Origin of the sequence: Pseudomonas sp. YJ42 (assembly GCF_047225135.1) — a bacterium.
Taxonomy (GTDB): domain Bacteria; phylum Pseudomonadota; class Gammaproteobacteria; order Pseudomonadales; family Pseudomonadaceae; genus Stutzerimonas; species Stutzerimonas stutzeri_E.
In genome coordinates, this window is the sequence record NZ_CP178378.1 from 1,209,096 (window position 1) to 1,230,222 (window position 21,127).

Consider the following 21,127-nt stretch of genomic DNA (forward strand, 5'->3'; position numbering starts at 1 on the left):
GTAACAGGCGAATGATTAGAAACGAACACAGTAGTCATGACCAATCCGTACCAGCGCCTCGTGGGTACTTTCCCTTGGCATCCAGCCCAGAACCCTCTGCACCTTAGTACTGTCGATTTGCAACGAGCCGAACAATTGATTGAAAAGCCGTTGACGCCCTAACAGTCTACAGGTTGCTCCGAGGGTCCTGACCGGAACGGGAAACAGCCGAGCGGGCCTCCCCATCCCATGGGCCAAGCTCGAAATAATCTCTCTGGTCGAAACATCGTCTCCATCCGCAGTCAGAAAAACTTCGCCTGCAGCGAGCGGATGTTCAGCACACCGCTCCAAAAGACTCACTAAATTGTGCAGGGAAACCACGCTGCGCTGATTACAGTCCTGACCAAAAGGCATCGGAACACCACGATCGACCAGCCTCAGCAATCGTGCAAAATTGCCAGGTGCATTACTGTCGATCACCATAGGAGGTCTAACAATAACCCACTCGATGCCCGCCTGCTCGCAGCAACTAATGAGTGCCTGCTCGGCCTCGTACTTAGATCTTGCATAATCAGTGCAGGGCTCAGGCACTGAATTCTCGGAAAACGGCCGACCGTCAGTGCGGTCGCCATTAACCCCTATAGAACTAACAAAGACAAAACGGCTAACTCCTGAGCGGGCTGCTGCCTGGATCAGCGCTACGGTGCCATTAACATTAACTTCGCGAAACGCCTCAAGAGGTGAGGTGACCCGCTCTTTAATGATATGTGCCCGGCCCGCTAGGTGAATCACACAGCTCACGTCAGCGCAGGCCAAATTTAGTCCTTTATCATCGCTCAGATCCGCCACAGCACATTCGACTTTATTGTGCGAACAACCCAAAGGGGAGCGGGTCATCGCACGAACAGAGCGTCGGTTGGTCGCTAGGTGCCCGACCAACGCCTTACCTATAAAACCGTTTGCCCCTGTAACGAGGATCTTCGACATTGGTGTTATGCCTTGCGTAGACCGCGGCCAACCGCATGATAAAGAAGCCCGGCAGCCGCCATCTCCTCAGGATCGAAAAGATTACGTCCGTCCACAATCACAGGGAAACGCAGCGTTTGCCGCAACCAGCCCAAGTCACATACCCGATAAGCCTTCCATTCCGTACAGATAACTAACGCATCTGCCCCCTCAAGTGCAGCTTCTCTGGATGCACAAAGCGTTAGATCGTCGCGAGCACCATAAATCCGCTCGCACTCCGCCATAGCCTGGGGATCGTGTGCCTGGATGAGCGCGCCAGCGGACCAGGCCGCCTCCATGAAGGTCCTGCTTGGTGCATCCCGCATATCGTCCGTGTTGGGCTTGAACGATAGCCCCCAGAGAGCAATTCGCTTTCCAGCCAGACTCCCCCCGAAAGCCTGCTGCAGCTTGGTGAACAGCATCTGCTTCTGCCTCTTATTAACCGACTCAACCGCTTCTAGCAGATCGGCCTGATAGCCAACCTCCTGCGCGGTACGGGCCAAGGCCTGGACGTCTTTCGGAAAGCAAGAACCGCCGTACCCGCAACCGGGATAGATGAAGTGGTAGCCGATTCGGGGGTCGGCGCCGATACCGAGACGAACCTGTTCAATATCCGCTTCAAGCAGATCAGCCAAATTAGCCATCTCGTTCATGAAGCTGATTTTGGTAGCCAGCATGGCATTAGCGGCATATTTAGTAAGCTCAGCCGAGCGCACGTCCATAAACATTAATTTGTCGTGATTACGGTTATAAGGGCCATAGCATAGCCGCATAGCATCACGCACTATGGGGGAATTGCTACCTATAACGATGCGCGAACCCTTTGTGAAATCCTCGATCGCCGCACCTTCCTTGAGAAACTCGGGATTAGAGCAAACCTCAAATTCCAGTTTTTTCCCACGCTCGGACAGCAGACTTGACACGCACTCCCTAACTTTATCAGCAGTCCCTACCGGCACCGTTGACTTATCAATTACGATTTTAGGTTCTGTCATGTAGCGGCCAATGGTACCAGCCACCTCCAAGACATATTTCAAGTCGGCTTTACCATCTTCATCTGGCGGCGTACCCACCGCTATGAATTGGAGATAGCCATGTTCCACCCCTAGAGCTGCGTCGGTGGAGAAGCTAAGACGGCCGGCCTTGCAATTGTTAAGAATCAGTTCTTCTAACCCAGGTTCATAGATGGGCACGACGCCTTTATTAAGGCCGTCGATCTTTTGTTGATCAATATCAATGCAGATCACCGAATGCCCAACATCAGCCAGACAAGCTCCCGTAACCAAACCAACGTAACCACTTCCAAAAACCGTTATTTTCATAGTTACGTCAGCCTGCTTTCTCTTCTTTTAGCAACTCATCGAAGTACCGGATGGTTTTCTCCAGCCCTTGATCTAGCATAATGGTTGGTTGCCAATTAAGTACTGTCTTAGCTTGGGCAATATCGGGCTGACGCTGCTGTGGATCATCTTGCGGCAGTGGCCGGAAAACTATACGTGAAGCGCTGCCTGTTAGTTCGAGAACGCGCTCGGCCAGTTGGCGCATGGTAAATTCGCCGGGGTTCCCCAAATTGATTGGACCAGTTACCTCATCGTCTGTGTTCATCAAGCGCACAAACCCTTCGATAAGATCATCGACATAGCAGAAACTGCGGGTCTGATGGCCTTCGCCATAAATGGTAAGATCTTCGCCCTTCAGCGCCTGAACGATGAAGTTACTAACGACACGCCCATCGTTGGGATGCATTCGTGGACCATAAGTATTGAAAATCCGCGCAATCTTTATCCGCAGTCCATGTTGACGGTGATAATCGGAGAAGAGCGTTTCGGCGCAACGTTTTCCTTCATCATAGCAAGAGCGAATACCGATTGGATTAACCCGCCCCCAATACCCTTCCGGCTGCGGATGTACCTCTGGATCGCCGTAAACTTCGCTCGTGGATGCTTGAAAAATTTTCGCCTTGGTACGCTTGGCCAATCCAAGTACGTTTATCGCGCCGTGGACATTGGTTTTAAGTGTCTGTACAGGATCAAACTGATAATGTATCGGCGATGCCGGGCAGGCCAAATTAAAAATTTCATCCACTTCAACGTATAGAGGAAACGTTACATCGTGACGAATTAGTTCAAAGTACGGATTGCCCATTAGATGAGCAATGTTACGTTTGGTTCCGGTATAGAAATTATCCACACACAGAACCTCATATCCGTCCGTGAGAAGACGCTCACATAAGTGGGATCCTAGAAATCCTGCACCACCTGTAACCATGACACGCTTCATAGACCTTTCCTCAATACCCGATAATAAAAGCCGCCCAACGCATGAGTGAGCGTGAAAAATGCTGCTTGAAGGCTTGTCACCCCCGGATATTCTTTATGAACCATATACATACGCTCAAGCATATACCTCTTAGAGCCAGAAATTTGGCCTTGAACTCTTCGGTAACAAAGCAGCGGGTATTTCAACTTTATACTCTCGCCCAGCGCCTCGTGCACTCTTAACCAACAGTGATAATCCTCCACTGCCTTGTAACGAATATCCTCATTAAATAGAAAACTCGACAAAACCTCTTTACGCGTCACGACGCTCGACGTAGGTATACGACCTTTGAACCGCTGTTTATTGAAAGTAATACGCTCACAAACAACCTCACCGGGCTCTGCGAATGTCAATGCAGCCTCGTCGGTAAAATCACGCATCTGTGTGCAGCTGAAACTGGCACCCGCCTGATACATAGCTTTGAGCTGCAGCTCGAGTTTGCGTGGATGCCAGATATCATCGGCGTCCAGGAGAGCGACCCACTCACCTTTTGCTTGTTTAATCCCGATATTTCGAGGCGCGGCAGGCGCTCCGTTGTTTTTCTCTAAGGGCAGCAAACAGATACGCGGATCCTGTTCGGCATAAGCTCTCACGACATCACGCGTGCCATCTTTTGAGCAGTCGTCAACAACGATCAACTCCCAATTTTGATAAGACTGCGCCAGAACCGACTCGATCGTACGGCCGATCAGATTCTGCGCATTGTAAGACGGCGTAATGATGCTCACCAATCCATGTTCATTTAAATCCACAACATGCCCCTTTTTCATTACACGCCTTTCGGGGAAAGATTCCTTACCCGATCAACTAGGCCATACGGAAACTTCCTAGATAGCCTGATCTCATCCGTATCGGCTCCGGTCCAAACAGACGACGCCATACCCACCAGAGCCTCACAATCCCCACTCATAAACGCACGAACATAGGTGTTCTCGAATTCCGGGCTGCCCGCAAACTGAGTATCATCTACCAAATCCGCACCGTTGGTAATCAAGCCTGCAAGCATCTGTGGATCTGCGCCTTCGTAAAACGCACATTCGGTAACCGCCTTTGAACGGATATAGTTTGTAAAAACGGGTTCACGGGCTGCTTTTGAATAGAAATAGCGAAGCGTCCTGCTTATTAACCTCGCCGGATCAATTTTGAGCACTTGATCGAGCTTGTTTTTATCAAAATCATCTATAGTTAGAACATCAGTTGCAGCGCCGGAATAGCTATAAGGCGACGGACCCAAACAGATCACCGGTTTGCCTAGGATTCCCGCTTCAAATACGGTATTGCTGCCGTTCAGCACTACCACATCCGCCAAGCGAATCAGGTCCTGAGTACTGACCTTGCTGGAACTTTCGATATAGGCAACACCGCGCGACTCGCACCACTGTCGATAATGCTCCTCACATAACTGAGCCGAGACCTGACCGAACTTCACGCTCCAGGAAGGATGAAATCTCACAAGAATGTCGGCATAGCCAAACCAGCCGTTATCCACCGCAATATCGATCGCATCCGTATTGTCAGTCCACTCGGTAGCCCAGTCGGGATGCCCCAGCAACTCATTCTTGCTGCTCGGGCATACCAAAACCCGGGGCCCGACTGATTGCCCAGGCCAAGCCTCTGTCTTCGCGGCGTTGATGTTGTATCTTTTCCACTCAAGTGGATTCCCACCCGTCAAGCGTTCCGCAGCCAGTTTCGCCGCGATGGCACACTGTTTCGCTGACAGCGGCTTCGCCGAATACTCCTGGTTGATCCTATGAATTTTTTCCAACGACGAGCAGTTGGCATTCCTGTTCAAGATCAAGCCATGCCCGAACAGAGGCCGCTCATGAGTCACGTACGGAATACCAGCTGTCCTGCAGGCTTCGATGGCTGCACGAGTCAAATCCATCCGTCCATTGAATGCAATGACCGCATCCAGCTGTCTGTGCTCGATCCATTTCAACGCGGCGTGGTAGAAATTTACTGAGTCTGGCAACAAGATTTTTTTCTTGTCCGCGACCAACTTGGATTGACGCTGCTCCCAAGATTCAACGCGAGTCAGCGTGTAAGCGCTAGATTCGACAAAAGCCTCGTGCTCTGGCCATACAGCGCTTTTATTCCAATATCGCCAAGCACTATCTGTATGGTCGAAGGTAAATGACCGTAGACCACCGACAATGCACTTTGCGCATTCGGAACGCCCCGTTCCCTTGAGTTCTCGGAGATAACAATGTCCGGCATTGGCATCGCAAACCAGAGCGGCCGTCTCCCAGCCAAGCAGTTTAGCCAACCTTTCTAAGTACTTAGTCTGATGGGCATGAGGACGATAAGGATAGACATTTACAAATCCGACTTTCAAGAAAACCTCTCAAACCAATAAACTAGGCAATACTAGTAGAGCCTGACAGCTCCGCGCCTAATAGCCCCTTCACCCATCTTAAGCAAATAACAAAAATGGGGCTTAAACAACTTAGCTCTTTCTAGGTATCTGGCCGCGACCCACGAAATCGCAAAAGAAAGGGAAACACCAATTACGGCCCCACCCCACCACAGGGAATCCCCTTCCCCCGACAACACTGCAACAGATAGAGTAAAGCTCATCAATGGAAAATGAACTATATAAAGAGTATATGAAAAATCCGCCACCTGAACAAAAATCCCGCTAAATGCAAAATCCATATAAAATATTACTATAGAAAACAAAATAGCCATTGATAGAACACCAACAAACCAAAACTCTCCACCCCAAAAATAGTTTTCATGTAGCCCAAAACCTGCGACGGTCACAACCAATATGAAACCCAAAGAACCGAGAACAAGAAGAAGCCTCCTGCACCACTGGCGCTCTCCAAAAATAGCAATGCTCGCGCCTAAAAACCATATAAAAGAATATACTAAAAATTCGATCCTCAAATAAAACAAAAAAATAAACAGGACAAAAAAAGCCATTAATGGAACGACTTTTTTATTAAGCAAACCACAACTCAGCAGCATTGCTAAAATATACAGCTGAAACTCATAATAAAGTGACCAGAGAGGCCCATTCAAACTATGCAAGCCACCCAACATTAAGAAGCTAGAAAAATACTCACGAACGGAGATAGAATATATCTCCCTACCGAAGGAACTCGATATTTTTTCGCTGAATGGATTAATTGCTGATCCAGGAAGCCCCAACCAATAAACAATCAAATAAACAAAAAAAACAACAACCATTGAAAAGACAAATGGCGGATATATCCTTGCCAATCTGGACGATAAATAATCAATCCAGTCAAAGCGGCTATATTTGCGATGATTTGAAATTATACTTTTTGTCACAAGGAAACCACTCAGCAGAAAAAACAAAACGACCGCAAAGACAGCAAGATTTGAAATATAAAATTTATAATCAGAAACCAACTCAATGTTATATAAGAAAACTTGACAAGCATGAGCAAGAACCACTACGACAGCCGATACCCCACGGTAAAAGTCAAATTTAGAAAATGACTCTTTCATTGATCCTCACCCACCTTACGTGGTTTATCCAATAACGAGCATATAAAACACAAACCTAGCACTATCATCAACGGAAAAACAAAATAAAGATACTGAACAATCTCTAAAAGAAAAGCAAAAGGAGAAAAAATCACCAAAGAGATAAAGAACACATACGAAACCACTGCAAAAAAATTGAAGCGCCTTTCCGGAACCGCTATTAATGCCCCGAGAAAAACTTTAGAAAAAAAGTAAGGAAGAATAATGAAAAAAAACCCTATCCATCCAAAGTCATAATATAATGACCCGTTCAACGATATCCAGTTAGGATAATAACCCACGCTCAAAACATCGTTTCCGATTCCTAGCGCGCCTCCCGCATAGCCAGCAATCAAGGCATGTGCAAGCCTAAATGTGGAAATACCAACACATGAGCTACAAGAGACAATATCAATAAAGACCCATTTCACATGAACAAAATATAAAGCAACAGGCGCCAAGGAATCAGGAATAACCGATAACACACCCGGATCGCCCCCCCCCATTAGTTTATTAGCGGTTAGATATGCGTAATCATCAACCTCAAAACCGGAGCCCTCCGCTCTTGAAAGGGAGATGTATACGGAATATGAAAACACTAACGCAAAGACCAGAACAGCAGAAATAAGGAGCCCTTTAGGAAGCCAAGCAAAACCCACGTACAACCTGAAAACGACGCTTGAAACCATGACAGCAACAAATATCAATACAGCCTCTCTTCCTCCAGTCATAAGAGAGAACATCAGAACAAGGATCAGAGATAATATAAACAACCGCAATGACGACTTATAATAATCCCCATAAACCACCGAAAATATCAAAGAAACAAAAACAAAAGGGAAAAACAAATTACCAACAACGCTATAGATACTTGAAACCCCTTGCCTAAGGCTTGCTTGAGCTCGCCATGCTTCTCTAGCAACCGAAACCCCTTGAGAGTAATCTACCCCCTGTAGATATACCCTATCAAAATATATTAACGAAACACCAGCGACTGAAACAATAAAACAAAAAATTGAAACTTTAGCCGGCCATCTCGATATGTATAGTTTTTCATCAAATTGAAAAGATATTGAAGAAAAAACTAGCAACCCCAAAAAAATAAGACCGTTAAAGAGGTAATAAACACTGTAAGAATATGTGCTTTTGCTAATCGCAGAATATGGCAATAAAACATCAAGCGCTTCAATCGAAAGAAATACAATAAGATAAAAAAGAGGGATCACTAGAGCCCTTCTTTTTATATAAAAGAAATTCGACAATAGTTCACCTAAATCCTAAAAGCGTCATCAACAATAATATTTTGCCCACACACATATTCAGAGGCATCAGAAAGCAAAAATATAATTGTGCCAACAATATCGTTCGGTTCAAGCATTCCCTTATCGCGACAGTAACTGTTGTAACGATCCAGAAAGGCTTGGTCCTGCCCTGCCAGAATCCCGCCAGGACTTACACAGTTAACCCTAAACCTCGAACCCTTTGTATAGGCTGAGACATAGCTGCCAAGATGCTGCAAAGCAGACTTTATCGCCGCGTATTCGACAGGCATAGTCATAGAAGTACCGGCGTAGACTTCGAAGCGAGGCGCCATGACCCCATAAATTGAAGACATGTTCACCAGCGAAAACTTTTCCTGCTTTACCAGCGCATACTTCGCACACTGCTGCATGAACAAGAAATACCCTCCCAGGTGCAGAGATACATTTTCGCAAAAATCCTCGTACGTTACGTCAAAAAAACTTCTTCCATAGTTTTCATTGCGTGGGTACGCCGCATTGACCGCCCCGTCCAGCGAGCCAAACTGCTCCACTGCGGTCTCAATTACGCGCTGTATAGAACTCGCTTGCGTGATATCGCCTTCGATTGGAAAAAAATTCTTATTATCGTTTTTCTTTATCTTAATTTCCTGTAGCGCCTTTTTACTCTGGTCGACGGCAACAATATTTGCTCCGCAATCCAGGGCGGCATCAACCATCGCCTCACCCAGCCGCCCGGCGGCCCCTACTACTATAAAAGTCTTACCATTCAAGTTCACTGTTGACATTTCCTGTACAGAGCTTCCGCGACCATGAAGTCAAACCCATCATCAATGTCGACCGCCCGCTCTTTGGGAACGATCACTGATTTAACCTTGCCGGCAAATACACCAGAATTTTTCAGGATGAACTCGGGACGCGAGACGTAAGCCACCGTGGTCATATCGTAGACAGTCGGTGCATCTTGCCGACGCCGGATGGTGTCATCATGTATGACTACTTCGCTGTAACCATCTTCGTCACGAACAACCATATTGAAATACGGGCTGCGAGCAGCTGGTGTCACGGTGACAACCATATCCGTGCGCTCATCTAGCGCGGCAAGACACTGCTCGACATCTGTCGTTCCCCGCAAAGGACTGGTTGTCGGCAGACTCAGAAACACTTCGAATGACTCGCCGCGTGCGTATAGAAACTGTATAGCATGTTGCCAAGCCAACCATTCCGAGGCAGTGTCGCTAGCAAGCTCATGCGGCCTTTTGATTACTTCTACCGAGAGGCTTTCAGCTACGGCCGCGATTTCGTCCGAATCGGTAGAAACAAAAATCTTTTTCACACCGCTTATTTGCTGCGCTAAGGTTATGGAATGACCTATAAGCGGGATGCCTCCCAAAGGCTTAATATTTTTTCCAGGCAAGCCTTTTGAACCACCACGAGCAAAGATGAATGCGTATATGCTCATGATGCGAAATCTCCGATATCCACTACTTGTCGAGTGATTGACGAATGTCTTAGGGCTTCTATTAAACGCAAGGTGTCCAAGGCTTGGTAGACGCTAACGTTGGGTGTGAGTTCACCCGCAGCCACTTTCACGAAATGAGAAACTTCTTCCAGGTACATGTCATTTCGATTGTAACTCGGATCGCTGAAAAGTATATCTTCGCCATCACTGGCAGTACCAAGGCAAATACTATTGTGCAGAAGATCCCAAACCAGCGTGCCAGACTCCCCTACAATTTTGCACGTACGGGTCGGAGCCCGCTGCAAAAAGTCCAGATGAACACTAGCAACAAGACCGTCCTTACGACTTAAAATCGCGTGAGCGTTATCTTCCACATCGACATCAAGAGCCCCAGAGTTAGAAGCAACGCAATAGACTGAATCGAACTCTCCAAACAGCCACGTCAAATAATCTAGTTCATGGCTAAGCTCAAGCAAAACACCGCCGCCTAGTTTCTTACAGGCAGATACATTTTTTCGGTAGTCGGTTGCCGGCCGCCAGTCAGGTAGATATTGGCCGACCTCAATCGATACACTGTGGATGCGCCCTACTATCTGTTCAGTCAGCAGCTCTTTGAGCCGTATGGCCGATGGCATAAAGCGCAGGTTATAAGCAACTTCAATCTTGGCGCTATTTTCAAGCAGAACTTCGCCCGCTCTCGCGAAAGATTCCAGCGAATCCGACAAAGGTTTTTCGATCAGAACCGGAATACCTGCTCGCAATAAGACCGCGGCTTGATCCACATGAAAGGGGGCCGGTGAAGCGACGATCGCCAGCATAGGCTCCGCATTCAGGGCTTCCTCGAGACTTGTGTAGACGACATCGGCACCGACTTCTTCCGGGCTTAGCGCCCGGCCCGACGCAGACACGCATCCGACCCTTGCTTGGCTGAATAACGCCTTGATATTCGCAATATGACGGCGCGCGATGCTACCGCTGCCAACTACCAGATACAGCTGCTGGACGCTCATAGACTGCCGAACTCTTGCTGAGCGCGTTTGAAGTCTTCCATCCGCCCAATATCCAGCCAGTATTCATGCACGGGAAACATGTTCACATCATTGCCGTTGGCAATCTCCCGCTCCAGCAGGGTTGGCATGTCGACCCGGACACCCGGCGCGACGCTTTTAACCAAATCGGGTGAAAGAAGGTAAATGCCTGCATTAATAAAGAAACGATGCACTGGTTTTTCAACCATCGAGCAGATGCGATGGCCTTCGCTCTGAATAACCCCATACGGCACACAATGCTCATATTCGCGGACACACATAGTCGCTACGCCGCTATGGTCTTGGTGGAATTCCAGCAGGTTTTGGAAATTCAGCGTAGTCAGCAAGTCGCCGTTCATCATGAATAGTGGCTGATCAATTTCATCGTGAGGCAATAGACCCAAGGCACCGCCTGTGCCCAATGGTTCCTTCTCATGTATATAGCGGATACTGACGCCCCATTGGCTACCATCACCGAAATGTTCACGAATCATTTCTGGCATATAGTGGGTTGATATGAAGAAGCGATGGAATCCTGCATTGATAAAACTCTCAAGAATCAACTCGAGAATAGGTTTTTCCCCGACCTTAAGCAGCGGTTTCGGACAGTTATGGGTCAATGGCTGTAGACGTGTTCCAAAACCACCGGCCATTAGAAATACCGGGTTATCGCGATGTCGCTTGTTCAGGAGATCATGCAAGGTCTCCAAGCCAATGACACGACCTTCTTGGTCAACTACAGGCAACTGGAGCAATTGGTACTTCTCCATGTCTGCTAGGATCCGCTCCTTACTCCAATCCCTCGCGGCCGTACGAGGAGTGATACACATGACTTCGGCAACTGGAACATCGAGGGTCATGTGCTTCAACAAGGCGCGGCGAACATCACCGTCAGTCAAGGTGCCGAGCAGGCGGCGCTCAGCACTGACCACCATGACGATACGCAATGCTTCGCGGTCAAGCGTCGCGATAGCCTCTTCCAGAGTAGCTTCCGGACCGATGAGTGTGGATTCCCATTGCTTCATTTTTAAAAAACCTTCGTTATCTACTCACCGAGCGCTGCTTTGTTTCGCGCCGCAGGGCCTATTAATGTCAGCCGAGCGGCGAGGTCGCGAACCAACACGGCCCCGGCCCCAACGACGGATTCCTCTCCGACCGTAATCCCCTGGATCACAGTCGCGCCGCTAGCAATAAAGGCGTGATCTTTGACCCGGACGTTCCCACAAAGAGTGGCGCCTGGAGCGACATGTACGTGCTCACCCAAATAACAGTCATGATCCAGGCTGGCTCCCGTATTGATGATCGAATTAGAGCCAATTTTCGCGTCGGCTTGGATCACGGCGCCCGCCATAACTTGCACGCCTTCCTCCAGCGAGGCACTGGCGTCAACCCAGGCGGCAGGATGCACCAGCGCAGGAAAGCGAAAGCCTTTAGCTTTAAACCGCTCAAAAATTTTGCGACGACCTGTGCTTCCGACCAATTGCCCGATGCCATTGATCAGCCCAACAGACGCGGGATCCATTGCGTCAAGCGCCTCATCGCCACCCAAGACTCTAACGCCCCGCCACTGATCGCTGCCTTGCTGGGCCAGTTCCGGATCACAGACTCCGAACACATTCAGTCCGGACTCTTGGGCTAATGAAAGCAATACCTTCGCGTGGCCACCTGCACCTAGAATGACCAAAGGTAAGCTACTATCAATTATCGCTTTCATGGCTCGATAATCTCACCGGCCTGATAAGTACGGGCCGAACGCCGCCCAACCAACCCCCACAGAGCAGTAGGAGGTAAGCCTTGCCCGCTGCGCGCGGTGGTTAGGTCCTCCCGGGAAAACACTTTACCTGCGGCTATCTCCCGAGCGGCAACCACTTGCTGGTGTGCTGCCTGACGAGTATCCCATTCGCTAGCCTGCGGGGCCTTGCAGGGCTCACCGAGGGCCAGTTCGAGAGAGCGGATATCCGAAACCATTCGTTTGAGCTCATCTGGCTCCAACGAAGCTTTGTGGTCAGGTCCCGGCAGCGAGCGGTCAAGCGTGAAGTGTTTTTCGATGACTTTGGCTCCGCGAGCCACCGCGGCAACCGGAATCAGGCAGCCTTCCGTGTGATCCGAGTAACCGACATCAAGGCCAAAGGCATGGGCCAACGTATCCATAGCCCTGAGATTAACTTCGTTCCAAGGGGTGGGGTATTGAGAGGTACAGTGAAGCAACGTCACATGCCCCTGTAACCGTTGCCGCGCCTCTCGGCAACTCCAACTACGCCAGACTTCATTCATGTCCGCAGGCTCCCGGCTTGAGGCCAGCGCATGCGCGACTATGGCAAGACCCTGCTCTACCTCAGCGAGCGTCGCCATGCCCGTGGATAGGATCAACCTCTTGCCAGTACGTGCGAACTGCCATAAAAGCGGGCCGTTGGTCAGCTCGCCAGAAGGGACCTTGAATAACGGCATGCCCAGCTCGGATAGAAAGATCAAGCTATCCGGATCGAATGCAGTAGAAAGGAACTCGATGCCTTTTTGCCGAGCATAGCGCTGTAGATCAACATGCCAGGCCTGGGGTAATTCCAACTTCTTGAGCATTACCAGCTGGCTTTCAGACTCATCCGTGCTCTGTTTCTGGTAAGCAGCCTTAGGGGCGGTCTTCGAGGCCAGACGTGCCGCATTGAAGGTTTGAAACTTGACTGCATCGACACCAGCCGCCGCTGCGGCGTCCACTAGAGCGAACGCCAGCTCACGCTCACCATTATGGTTTACACCTGCTTCGGCGATGATGTAAACCGCATCTTTGTCGGACTGCTTCATGGGTCAACTCAGATTGTGGAATGACTTATTAAATGTCCCGTCGAAACGCTCAAGGACATCCACGATGGCTTCGGCTGCATTGCCTTGGCCGTAAGGATTGACAGTTTCTTTGCTGGCTTCGGCGAATTCGTGGGAAAGCGCTCGCTGAAGTGCAGCCTCAACGGCCTTGGTATTCGGCTCACAATGCAGCACAGAATCCGCGGCCAAACGGCCTTTCTGGCGCGCACCGATGTTTACGGTAGGAATACCGAAAGCAGGAACCTCAATGATTCCGCTGGAGGAGTTCCCCACCACAGCAGCCGACATAGCGACGGCACTCAGATAGCGTTTGAACCCGAGCGAAGGGATCGCCAACACCCGCTCAGGCTGGTTCTGCGCATAAGCTTCAAGTAATGGAATGATGGCTCTGCCACCGTTGTCTGCGTTTGGATAAGTCAGAATGATCTGGTGATCTGGAAATTTATCCAGCGCCTGCAAAAGCGCAGTGAAGCTTTGCTCCGGATTCTCGTCCGATAGAGTGACCGGATGATAGGTCACCAACAGGTAAGGCGAGCGGAGCGCAAAGCCAAGGCTTTTACCGAGTTCTTCGATGGTCATTTTAGGGCTGCGACGCAAATGGTCGAGGCCAACCGCACCGACGTTGAAAACTCGTTCAGGCGACTCGCCCATCTGGATGACACGACGCCGATATGGTTCCGCTGCGACAAAATGCAAGTGAGCCATTTTGGTGATGGCATGCCGGATTGCATCGTCATAAGCCCCTTCAGTAATTTCACCACCGTGCAAATGCACGATAGGAATCCGCATGATCAGAGCGGCCTGAGCAATCGCCAAAGCCTCGAAGCGGTCACCGAGCACTACCAACATATCCGGCCGTAAGCGATCTAGGGCATCCGCGAATCCTAAAGTTCCCAGTCCTATGGACTTGACTACTCCAACCGACGTATCTGAAGACAGGAGCATTTCTACCTTGGAATCGACGCTGAAACCGTCCTGCTCAATCTGCCTCCAGGTTTCACCAAATTCAGGCGAAAGGTGCATGCCACTTACGATGACCTGCAACTCCAGCTGAGCATTAGCCTGGATATCCTTCATCAACCAATAGAGCAAGCCGTACTCGGCTCTCGTACCGGTGAAGACTGCGACCTTGCTTTTCACGCCTTCCACCCCGGCAGGACGCTGCTTGGTACGTTGACAACCCGAGCCTCCAGCCATTCAGCATTCGTCAAGTCGCCTCGCAGGCAGTTAACATACAGAGGCAGACGGTTCATCAACTTCCAGATCGGCCGCGTCATCACACCGCTGTCATTGGTAGACTTTAATAGCACGTCGCGTCGTGCAGGGCTTTCGCAAATAACAGCGTTGAGCCAGTAATTGGAGCGACAGCCTTCGGGCTCTTTAAAGAACTGCAGTTCGCTCCCTTCTAGCACCTCTGCATAGCGGTTTGCCAGCTCTCGCTTGCAAGCGATGAAGTCCTCCAATTGCTCCAGCTGCGCACACCCGAGCGCCGCATTTATATTAGGTAGACGATAATTATATCCAACTTCATCATGGACATATTCATATGGGTGTGGCTTCTTGGCTGTAGTTGTTAGATGCTTAGCGCGCGCGCCCAACTCTTCATCAGCCAAGATCATACCTCCACCACCGGTGGTGATAATCTTATTGCCATTAAAGCTCAAGATACCTAAACGACCGAACGTGCCTGTGTGCCGGCCTTTGTAAATACTTCCTAGCGACTCGGCGGCATCTTCGATAAGAACCAAGTTCCAGCGCTTACATACAGCAACGAGATATTCTATTTCGACTGGATGTCCGAAGGTATGCATGGGCAAGCAGGCCCTCAGCACTCTCTCATCTAGTTTAAGCCTGCATATACCGTCCGAGTCTATATATGCGTATTCATCCAGCCACTTCTCAAGCGCTGTAGGAGAGAGTCCGAGGGTATGCCGGTCAACATCGATAAAGACCGGAGCAGCGCCGCAATATGCAATGGCATTGCACGTTGCCACAAAGGTCAACGGCTGGGTTAAAACTAGATCGCCAGGCTGGACTCCAGCAAGCATCAGAGCGGCATGCAAGGCGGCAGTACCGTTGACCGTCGCGACCGCTTTTGGGCTACTGGTGTACGCAGCCATATCCCGCTCAAAGCGATCGACGAAAGCGCCCACGCTCGAAACAAAAGTCGACTCAATGGTTTCCACCACATAATCACGCTCGTGCCCGGAGAACACAGGGGCATGAAGTGGGATGAAATCATTTGTTTGGTATTGATCCCGCACAAACTTAATAAGGGAGTCGAACATGGCTTGATCTCAGACGTTGTAGATGTCGGCTTTATATTTAGCCAAATTCTCTGGCCGGGACAACCAATCAATCGTTTCCTGCAACCCCTGCTTTATAGAGTATTTCGGAGTGAAGCCAGTAAGTCCGTTTATCTTGGTATTATCGCACCAGAGACGGAAAACCTCCGACTTTTCCGGGCGAATGCGCTGATCATCAGTCAAAAACTCAACATCACTACCCATGAGCTCACGGATCAGATTAAGAGTATCTCCTACCGAGATCTCATAGTTGGAGCCAATGTTAACAGATTCTCCTATGGCCTTATCGCAGCGAGCCAACTCTAAAAAGCCACGACAGGTGTCAGCAACGTAATTGAAATCGCGGGTAGGAGACACATCGCCCAACTTGATCTCCTTTTTGCCGCTAGCGATTTGAGTGATGATAGTCGGTATCACCGCCCTCGCCGATTGCCGCGGACCATAAGTATTAAAAGGCCGTGCGATAGTCAAAGGCAAATCAAACGCATTAAAGAAGCTCATCGCCATAGAGTCAGCACCAATCTTAGATGCACTATATGGCGACTGAGCTTGTAACGGATGCTTCTCATCTATTGGAACGTACTGAGCCGTACCATAAACTTCGCTGGTAGAAGTATGAATAACGCGCTGCACGCCGTTTTCTAAAGCCGCCTGGCAAATATTTAACGTTCCCTTCACGTTAGTATCAACATAGCTATCAGGCGCCACATATGAATAAGGTATTGCAATCAACGCAGCCAAATGAAATACAGCATCAACGTCTTTTGTGATGTGCTTGCAATAATGCGGATCTCGCACATCACCACTCACTACCTCGACATCGGCGAGACAGTCAATATCTTCAAGCCAACCCCAATAGTTAAAGGAATTATATTGAGATAGAGCCTTGACTTGATACCCTTCGCGCACAAGCAACTCTGTAAGATGCGAACCAATAAAACCATCAGCCCCAGTAACCAGCACTTTACTCATCAACCATCCTCCTATTCTGAAACACTAGAAAATCCGCACACTTTCTGATACACGGCAACTTTCCAAACAAGTATCACTAAAAACGACACGCACATTGCCCATACCACAGCAATCGCACCGAACATTGGAACACCTAAAAAACATCCGATAAGAAAAACTAGAAAGCCAAGAACTTGGCTATATAAAATAGCCTTATCGTGGTGTTTTGCATACAAGCCAACATGAGGAGCCATGCTAGCTGCATAAATAATAACAGCCAAAAGCAGCCATTGCAGCAGATAGAGATTGTCTAAATAAATTTCCTTTCCAATCCAACTAAGTACAAAAGGACTAAAAAACAGCGCAAAAGCAGCCATCGTAACTGTAGCCAACACCAACGTGACAGCAAGCTCTTTCATATTCTTTTTGAATTTCTTCTCATCGTTCTCTTTCGCGGCAGCAACAACTTTAGGGTATAAGAAAGCAATCACACCTGCATCAAGAAAGGACACGATAGAAAACGCAACCCCAACAAATAAAACGTAGGCACCCAGGACATCTAGCCCAACAGCACTTTCGATCCAGTAACGATCGAAGGTAAACAAGCCGCGAATTGCAAGGCTTGCTATCAACAGCGGGAAAGCGATCTTAACTCCGCGTAAAATCCAGCGCCAATCACATTTTCTATTCCATGTACTTTTATCTAGTTTAAGTACCCTTGCAACTCCTAATGCGCATGCAGCACCTGCGCCTATAGACCAAGCCAGAAACACAAAGTCTAGATTACGCGCCTCCTGTACGTACCCCATCAACAAAACAGCAACAATAGCCCAGACCCCACTCCTTAAAAACAAAACCAAGCTGGCTAAAAACTGCTCAGACATCACAACAAGCAAACGATTTAGCTCTTGCGCCGTATGCTCAAATAACAACAACACCAAGAACCATCCGACATACTTCAAAGACGAGAAGTATGCACCAAAGGCGAAAAGCAGCAACGGCAAAAACAAAGCATAACTGATCGCGAAAAACACCCACTGATCCCTAATTATAGGCAACCAACTTTCCTTACCGACACCAAGTAAATCGCGACTCGAATATGTATAAAACTCGAAACCAATTAAAAAAAACGAGTAACCAATGCTTGCAACAACCAACCCAAAGAGGCCCACCTCTTCTGGTGACAGAAACTTAGCCAGAAAGAAAATCAGCAAGAACTTACAGGCAAGTGTTCCACCCCGAAGCGAAACATTTATCAGCCTTGAAATAAGCTCATTCATTAGCAGAGCATTCGGCGGTCAAACGATCATTAATGCGGCACAAAAACATAGGCTTATATATCATCCGAAACGTCCTGCTCGCTTTTCTCCACCGTCCCACCGATCAATAATATCGACGGATAACTTGTTGCGCCTGTACCACTCCCGCAGAAGAGAAATCAGCACCTTCTTCGCCCCCTCCTCCCCATGCACCACCCGAATCTCTGTCGGCCACTCCTGCATGCCGGTCACGAATTCTACCAATCCCTTCTGGTCCGCATGGGCCGAATAGCCTCCGATGCTAGTGATGCCGGCGCGGATACTGATGCGCTCGCCGTCAAGATCGACGTAGCCGCCCTTGGGGCCGTAGGTCTGGATGGCGTGGCCGGGAGTGCCTTTGGCCTGGTAGCCGACGAACAGGACGTTATGCCTTTTATCGCCCAACAGGGCCTTGAGGTAATTGACGACGCGACCGCCGCTGCACATGCCGCCACCGGCAATGACGATGGCTGGGCGTGCAGTCTGGGCCAGATGTTTGACGATGCGCAGATGGTCACCGTGGCTGTCTATTGTAATCAACTGTTCGAACGCCAGCGGGCGACGCCCGGATTGGACACGCTCGCGTGCCTCCTGGTTCCAGTATGGCTTCAGCGTCCGATAGGCGTCGGTGAAGCGGCTCGCCAGGGGTGAATCGAGGATGATCGGCAGTTCCGGCCAGTTGGGTTCGGTGTGGGTTGTTTCTCCCCGCACCCCGGCCCTCTTCCCAGAGGGAAGAGCGGGCTGGTCTGCAACGAGGCTTTGCTTGCTCTGGATAATTTCTTCCAGCTCATAGAGCAGTTCCTGGGTGCGGCCGATGCTGAACGCGGGTATCAGTACGGTGCCTTGGTCCTGCAACGCCTGTTCGATGACGGCTTCGAGTCGTTGACGGCGGCTTTGGCGGTCTTCGTGGAGGCGGTCGCCATAGGTGCTTTCCAGCACTAAGATATCGGCGCGCTCCGGTGCCTGCGGTGGTGCCAGGAACGGCGCATGCGGTGCGCCCAGGTCGCCGGAAAACACAACACGCTTGCTTTGGTTTTGCTGCGGGTAGTTCAGGTCGATTTCAACATAGGCGGAACCGAGGATATGGCCGGCCCGCTGCAAGCGAACGCGCGCGATCAGTTCTTCGCTATCGAACAGTGTGAACCAGTTCTGGTAAGGCAAGGCAATGATGCGCTTCTCGATCTGCGCAATGTAGCGCTCGATCTGCGTCTGGTCTCGGCTGATGCCGAGCTTGAAGGCATCTTCAAGAACGATGGGCAGAAGCTTCGCCGAAGGTTCGCTGCACAGAATGGGCCCTTCAAAGCCTGCGGCGAGTAGATACGGGATGCGGCCGACATGATCGATGTGCACATGGGTGGCGATCAATGCCTTGATCGTATCGAGCGGAAACTCGATGGCCAGTCGGTCCGCCCCAGGCCCTTCGGGAAGTGAAGCATCGTTGCCCTGGAACAGCCCGCAATCGACCAGCACGCTGACCGACGCGTCCATACGTAGCTGATGGCAGGAGCCGGTCACGCCATCCTTGGCGCCGTGATGTTCGATGGTCGGATAGTGCACAGTTATTCCCTTAACAAAACGTAAAACACCCGTGACCGTCTAGCCACGGGTCCGCATGAACAATAAGGCGAAGATTCTATCCGAGTTGGGGTCCCGCTGGCTGTGAGCAGCCAGCCAATGGATGGGCGGTCACAGCTTGGTTTTGGGTTGGCGCAGGTTGCGCACCAGTGCGATGAAGAGCCCGAGCATGCCGCCGAGCACCAGCGCCAGCGCGACGATCAGCGCCTTCTTGGGCTTGATCGGCCGAGTCGGTGCTACAGCACTTTGATCCAAAGAGACCAGTTTGAGTGTATCGGTATCGATATGCAGGGCACGCAGGCGTGCGGCCTCTTCACGCCAACCTGCGAGGCCTTTGAGGTAAAGGTCTTCGTTTTCCCGGCTATTCAATGTCTCGATCTGACGGTTGTGCTCGAGCAATTTGAGTTCACGGGCGATCTGGGCGATGCGCGGCTCGGTGAAATCATCGGAGCGGCGTGCCAGTAGCGCCTTGCGCTCGGCCTCCAGCGCATCGCTACCCATGAAGTAGAGCGGGATCTGCTGGTTGTTGACCTCGGTACGAATGACACTGCCTTGACTGGTGATCTCGGCGGCACCCAGCGACGAAGGCGTAGTGGGTTTGGTAATACTCAGCGACTTAGCGATACGGATTGCTTCGTTAAGCTGATTGATGCGGTTATCGCGGCGAGTCTTCAATTGCTGGCGCAGCGCTGAAAGCTCATCGTTCAGCTGGGCGCGCTTGAGCTCGTCCGCCTCGCTGAGCTTGGCGATCTTGACTTCTTTGCTGGCTTCGTAATTGGCGCGAGCGGCGGCCATGTTGGCTTCGAGCTGGTTCAGCCGGTTGCCGATGAGGGTGTCGAGGTCGGCTGCGATTTGCTCGCGCACTCGATTGAACGAGTACTGTACGAACTCGTTGACGACTTTGACGCCGTCGATACCTTCCGGATAGGTCAGCTGGATGCCGACGAAGGGTGTTGTCGTGCCTTCGGCTTTTTTGGCGTCGGGCTGCAGAAGCTTGAAGGCTTCGTCGTTGAAGGTTTCAAAGGTTTGCTCGAGACTGCGACCGGGTTGGGCCAGCTCGGCGAAAAGCTGTTCGTTGTCACGAAAGAAGCTCAGGCGGTTTTCGTAGGAATCCAGCGCTGTTCCCACCTGCGCCAAAGCTTGCTTGGGCGACAGCTTATAGATGCCCAGGTGATTGAGTTCATCGAGGTCTTTGATGGCGGCCGGTCGCAAGATGCTTTGCACCGTGTAATAGCGCGTCGCGAGCAAGGCATAGGCAAGTCCGAGCGCGCCAACCAGGGCAGTAACGGTGATGATTAGCGTTTTCTGCTTCCATAGCGCGCTGACGAGCTGAACCAGATCGATTTCGTCAGAGGCAACCGGGGTTAGAGCTTGTGGAGTAGTCACAGCGTTCACGTTGAATTCCGTTTCGTCAGTGTGAAGCGCCGCAGGTGCAGCGCAGAGGGCAGCGACCGCAGAACGATAGTTAAGTTCCGTTACATTTTGCGGGCCGCTATTTTGCCATCTAGTTCACAAAAAACAAGCGAGACGGTTGCATGGAGGTGCTGCCAAACGCCACACCCCGACAAACGGGACTATGGATGGGAGGAGGAGTTAATCACTTTGAGTTTGTGGGAGGCGCGCATCGGGGAGA

The 21,127-nt window shown here is 50.3% G+C and carries 19 protein-coding genes; all 19 read right to left on the minus strand.

Features of this window, described 5'->3' with window-relative positions; genetic code table 11:
* Nucleotides 1-15: 15 nt before the first annotated feature.
* The 19 genes from ACL0K2_RS05265 to ACL0K2_RS05355 all read right to left on the minus strand — a co-directional run bounded on the left by ACL0K2_RS05265 (nt 16) and on the right by ACL0K2_RS05355 (nt 20,889).
* Nucleotides 16-966, minus strand: a complete 951-nt coding sequence (locus tag ACL0K2_RS05265) for an NAD-dependent epimerase/dehydratase family protein (protein WP_080890634.1) — start codon at nt 964-966, stop codon at nt 16-18.
* Nucleotides 967-971: 5 nt separating this feature from the next.
* The gene (locus tag ACL0K2_RS05270; RefSeq protein WP_045162951.1) at nt 972-2,306 is read right to left on the minus strand and encodes a UDP-glucose dehydrogenase family protein; all 1,335 of its coding nucleotides are present in this window, start codon (nt 2,304-2,306) and stop codon (nt 972-974) included.
* A 7-nt stretch (nt 2,307-2,313) separates the two neighbouring features.
* A complete protein-coding gene (locus ACL0K2_RS05275) occupies nt 2,314-3,264 on the minus strand; it encodes a UDP-glucuronic acid decarboxylase family protein (protein ID WP_045162952.1) in 951 nt (316 codons plus the stop codon).
* Entirely contained in the window at nt 3,261-4,073 is an 813-nt protein-coding gene (locus ACL0K2_RS05280; protein WP_045162953.1) for a glycosyltransferase family 2 protein, read from the minus strand. The genes ACL0K2_RS05275 and ACL0K2_RS05280 overlap by 4 nt, the downstream gene beginning before the upstream one ends.
* Nucleotides 4,073-5,638, minus strand: a complete 1,566-nt coding sequence (locus ACL0K2_RS05285; protein ID WP_155397655.1) for a hypothetical protein — start codon at nt 5,636-5,638, stop codon at nt 4,073-4,075. The genes ACL0K2_RS05280 and ACL0K2_RS05285 overlap by 1 nt, the downstream gene beginning before the upstream one ends.
* A 32-nt stretch (nt 5,639-5,670) precedes the next feature.
* Nucleotides 5,671-6,780, minus strand: coding sequence for an acyltransferase family protein (locus ACL0K2_RS05290; RefSeq protein WP_413043953.1), 1,110 nt, complete (start codon nt 6,778-6,780; stop codon nt 5,671-5,673).
* The gene (locus ACL0K2_RS05295) at nt 6,777-8,024 is read right to left on the minus strand and encodes a hypothetical protein (protein WP_155397686.1); all 1,248 of its coding nucleotides are present in this window, start codon (nt 8,022-8,024) and stop codon (nt 6,777-6,779) included. The genes ACL0K2_RS05290 and ACL0K2_RS05295 overlap by 4 nt, the downstream gene beginning before the upstream one ends.
* Nucleotides 8,025-8,068: 44 nt before the next feature.
* Entirely contained in the window at nt 8,069-8,836 is a 768-nt protein-coding gene (locus tag ACL0K2_RS05300) for an oxidoreductase (protein ID WP_230623735.1), read from the minus strand.
* The gene (locus tag ACL0K2_RS05305; RefSeq protein WP_045164439.1) at nt 8,833-9,519 is read right to left on the minus strand and encodes a cytidylyltransferase domain-containing protein; all 687 of its coding nucleotides are present in this window, start codon (nt 9,517-9,519) and stop codon (nt 8,833-8,835) included. The genes ACL0K2_RS05300 and ACL0K2_RS05305 overlap by 4 nt, the downstream gene beginning before the upstream one ends.
* Entirely contained in the window at nt 9,516-10,529 is a 1,014-nt protein-coding gene (locus tag ACL0K2_RS05310; RefSeq protein ID WP_413043954.1) for a Gfo/Idh/MocA family protein, read from the minus strand. The genes ACL0K2_RS05305 and ACL0K2_RS05310 overlap by 4 nt, the downstream gene beginning before the upstream one ends.
* Nucleotides 10,526-11,572, minus strand: coding sequence for a nucleotidyltransferase family protein (locus ACL0K2_RS05315; RefSeq protein ID WP_413043955.1), 1,047 nt, complete (start codon nt 11,570-11,572; stop codon nt 10,526-10,528). Before ACL0K2_RS05315 ends, ACL0K2_RS05310 begins: the two co-directional genes overlap by 4 nt.
* A 20-nt stretch (nt 11,573-11,592) precedes the next feature.
* Complete coding sequence (locus ACL0K2_RS05320; protein WP_413043956.1) at nt 11,593-12,261, minus strand: acetyltransferase; 669 nt, start codon at nt 12,259-12,261, stop codon at nt 11,593-11,595.
* Nucleotides 12,258-13,346, minus strand: coding sequence for an N-acetylneuraminate synthase (neuB, locus tag ACL0K2_RS05325; protein ID WP_413043957.1), 1,089 nt, complete (start codon nt 13,344-13,346; stop codon nt 12,258-12,260). The genes ACL0K2_RS05320 and neuB overlap by 4 nt, the downstream gene beginning before the upstream one ends.
* A 3-nt stretch (nt 13,347-13,349) precedes the next feature.
* Nucleotides 13,350-14,504, minus strand: a complete 1,155-nt coding sequence (gene neuC, locus ACL0K2_RS05330) for a UDP-N-acetylglucosamine 2-epimerase (protein WP_413043958.1) — start codon at nt 14,502-14,504, stop codon at nt 13,350-13,352.
* Nucleotides 14,501-15,652 carry a LegC family aminotransferase gene (locus ACL0K2_RS05335; protein ID WP_045164444.1) on the minus strand — a complete coding sequence of 384 codons (1,152 nt, stop codon included), beginning with the start codon at nt 15,650-15,652 and terminating at the stop codon, nt 14,501-14,503. The genes neuC and ACL0K2_RS05335 overlap by 4 nt, the downstream gene beginning before the upstream one ends.
* A gap of 9 nt (nt 15,653-15,661) precedes the next feature.
* The gene (locus ACL0K2_RS05340; protein ID WP_413043959.1) at nt 15,662-16,642 is read right to left on the minus strand and encodes an NAD-dependent 4,6-dehydratase LegB; all 981 of its coding nucleotides are present in this window, start codon (nt 16,640-16,642) and stop codon (nt 15,662-15,664) included.
* Nucleotides 16,643-16,653: 11 nt separating this feature from the next.
* Nucleotides 16,654-17,901 (minus strand): lipopolysaccharide biosynthesis protein, encoded by a 1,248-nt coding sequence (locus ACL0K2_RS05345; RefSeq protein WP_413043960.1) that lies wholly within the window; start codon nt 17,899-17,901, stop codon nt 16,654-16,656.
* Between the two features lie 60 nt (nt 17,902-17,961).
* Nucleotides 17,962-19,476: an MBL fold metallo-hydrolase RNA specificity domain-containing protein gene (locus ACL0K2_RS05350; RefSeq protein ID WP_413043961.1), complete on the minus strand. Its 1,515-nt coding sequence runs from the start codon at nt 19,474-19,476 to the stop codon at nt 17,962-17,964.
* 129 nt (nt 19,477-19,605) lie between these two features.
* Nucleotides 19,606-20,889 carry a Wzz/FepE/Etk N-terminal domain-containing protein gene (locus ACL0K2_RS05355; protein WP_413043962.1) on the minus strand — a complete coding sequence of 428 codons (1,284 nt, stop codon included), beginning with the start codon at nt 20,887-20,889 and terminating at the stop codon, nt 19,606-19,608.
* Nucleotides 20,890-21,127 lie beyond the last annotated feature (238 nt).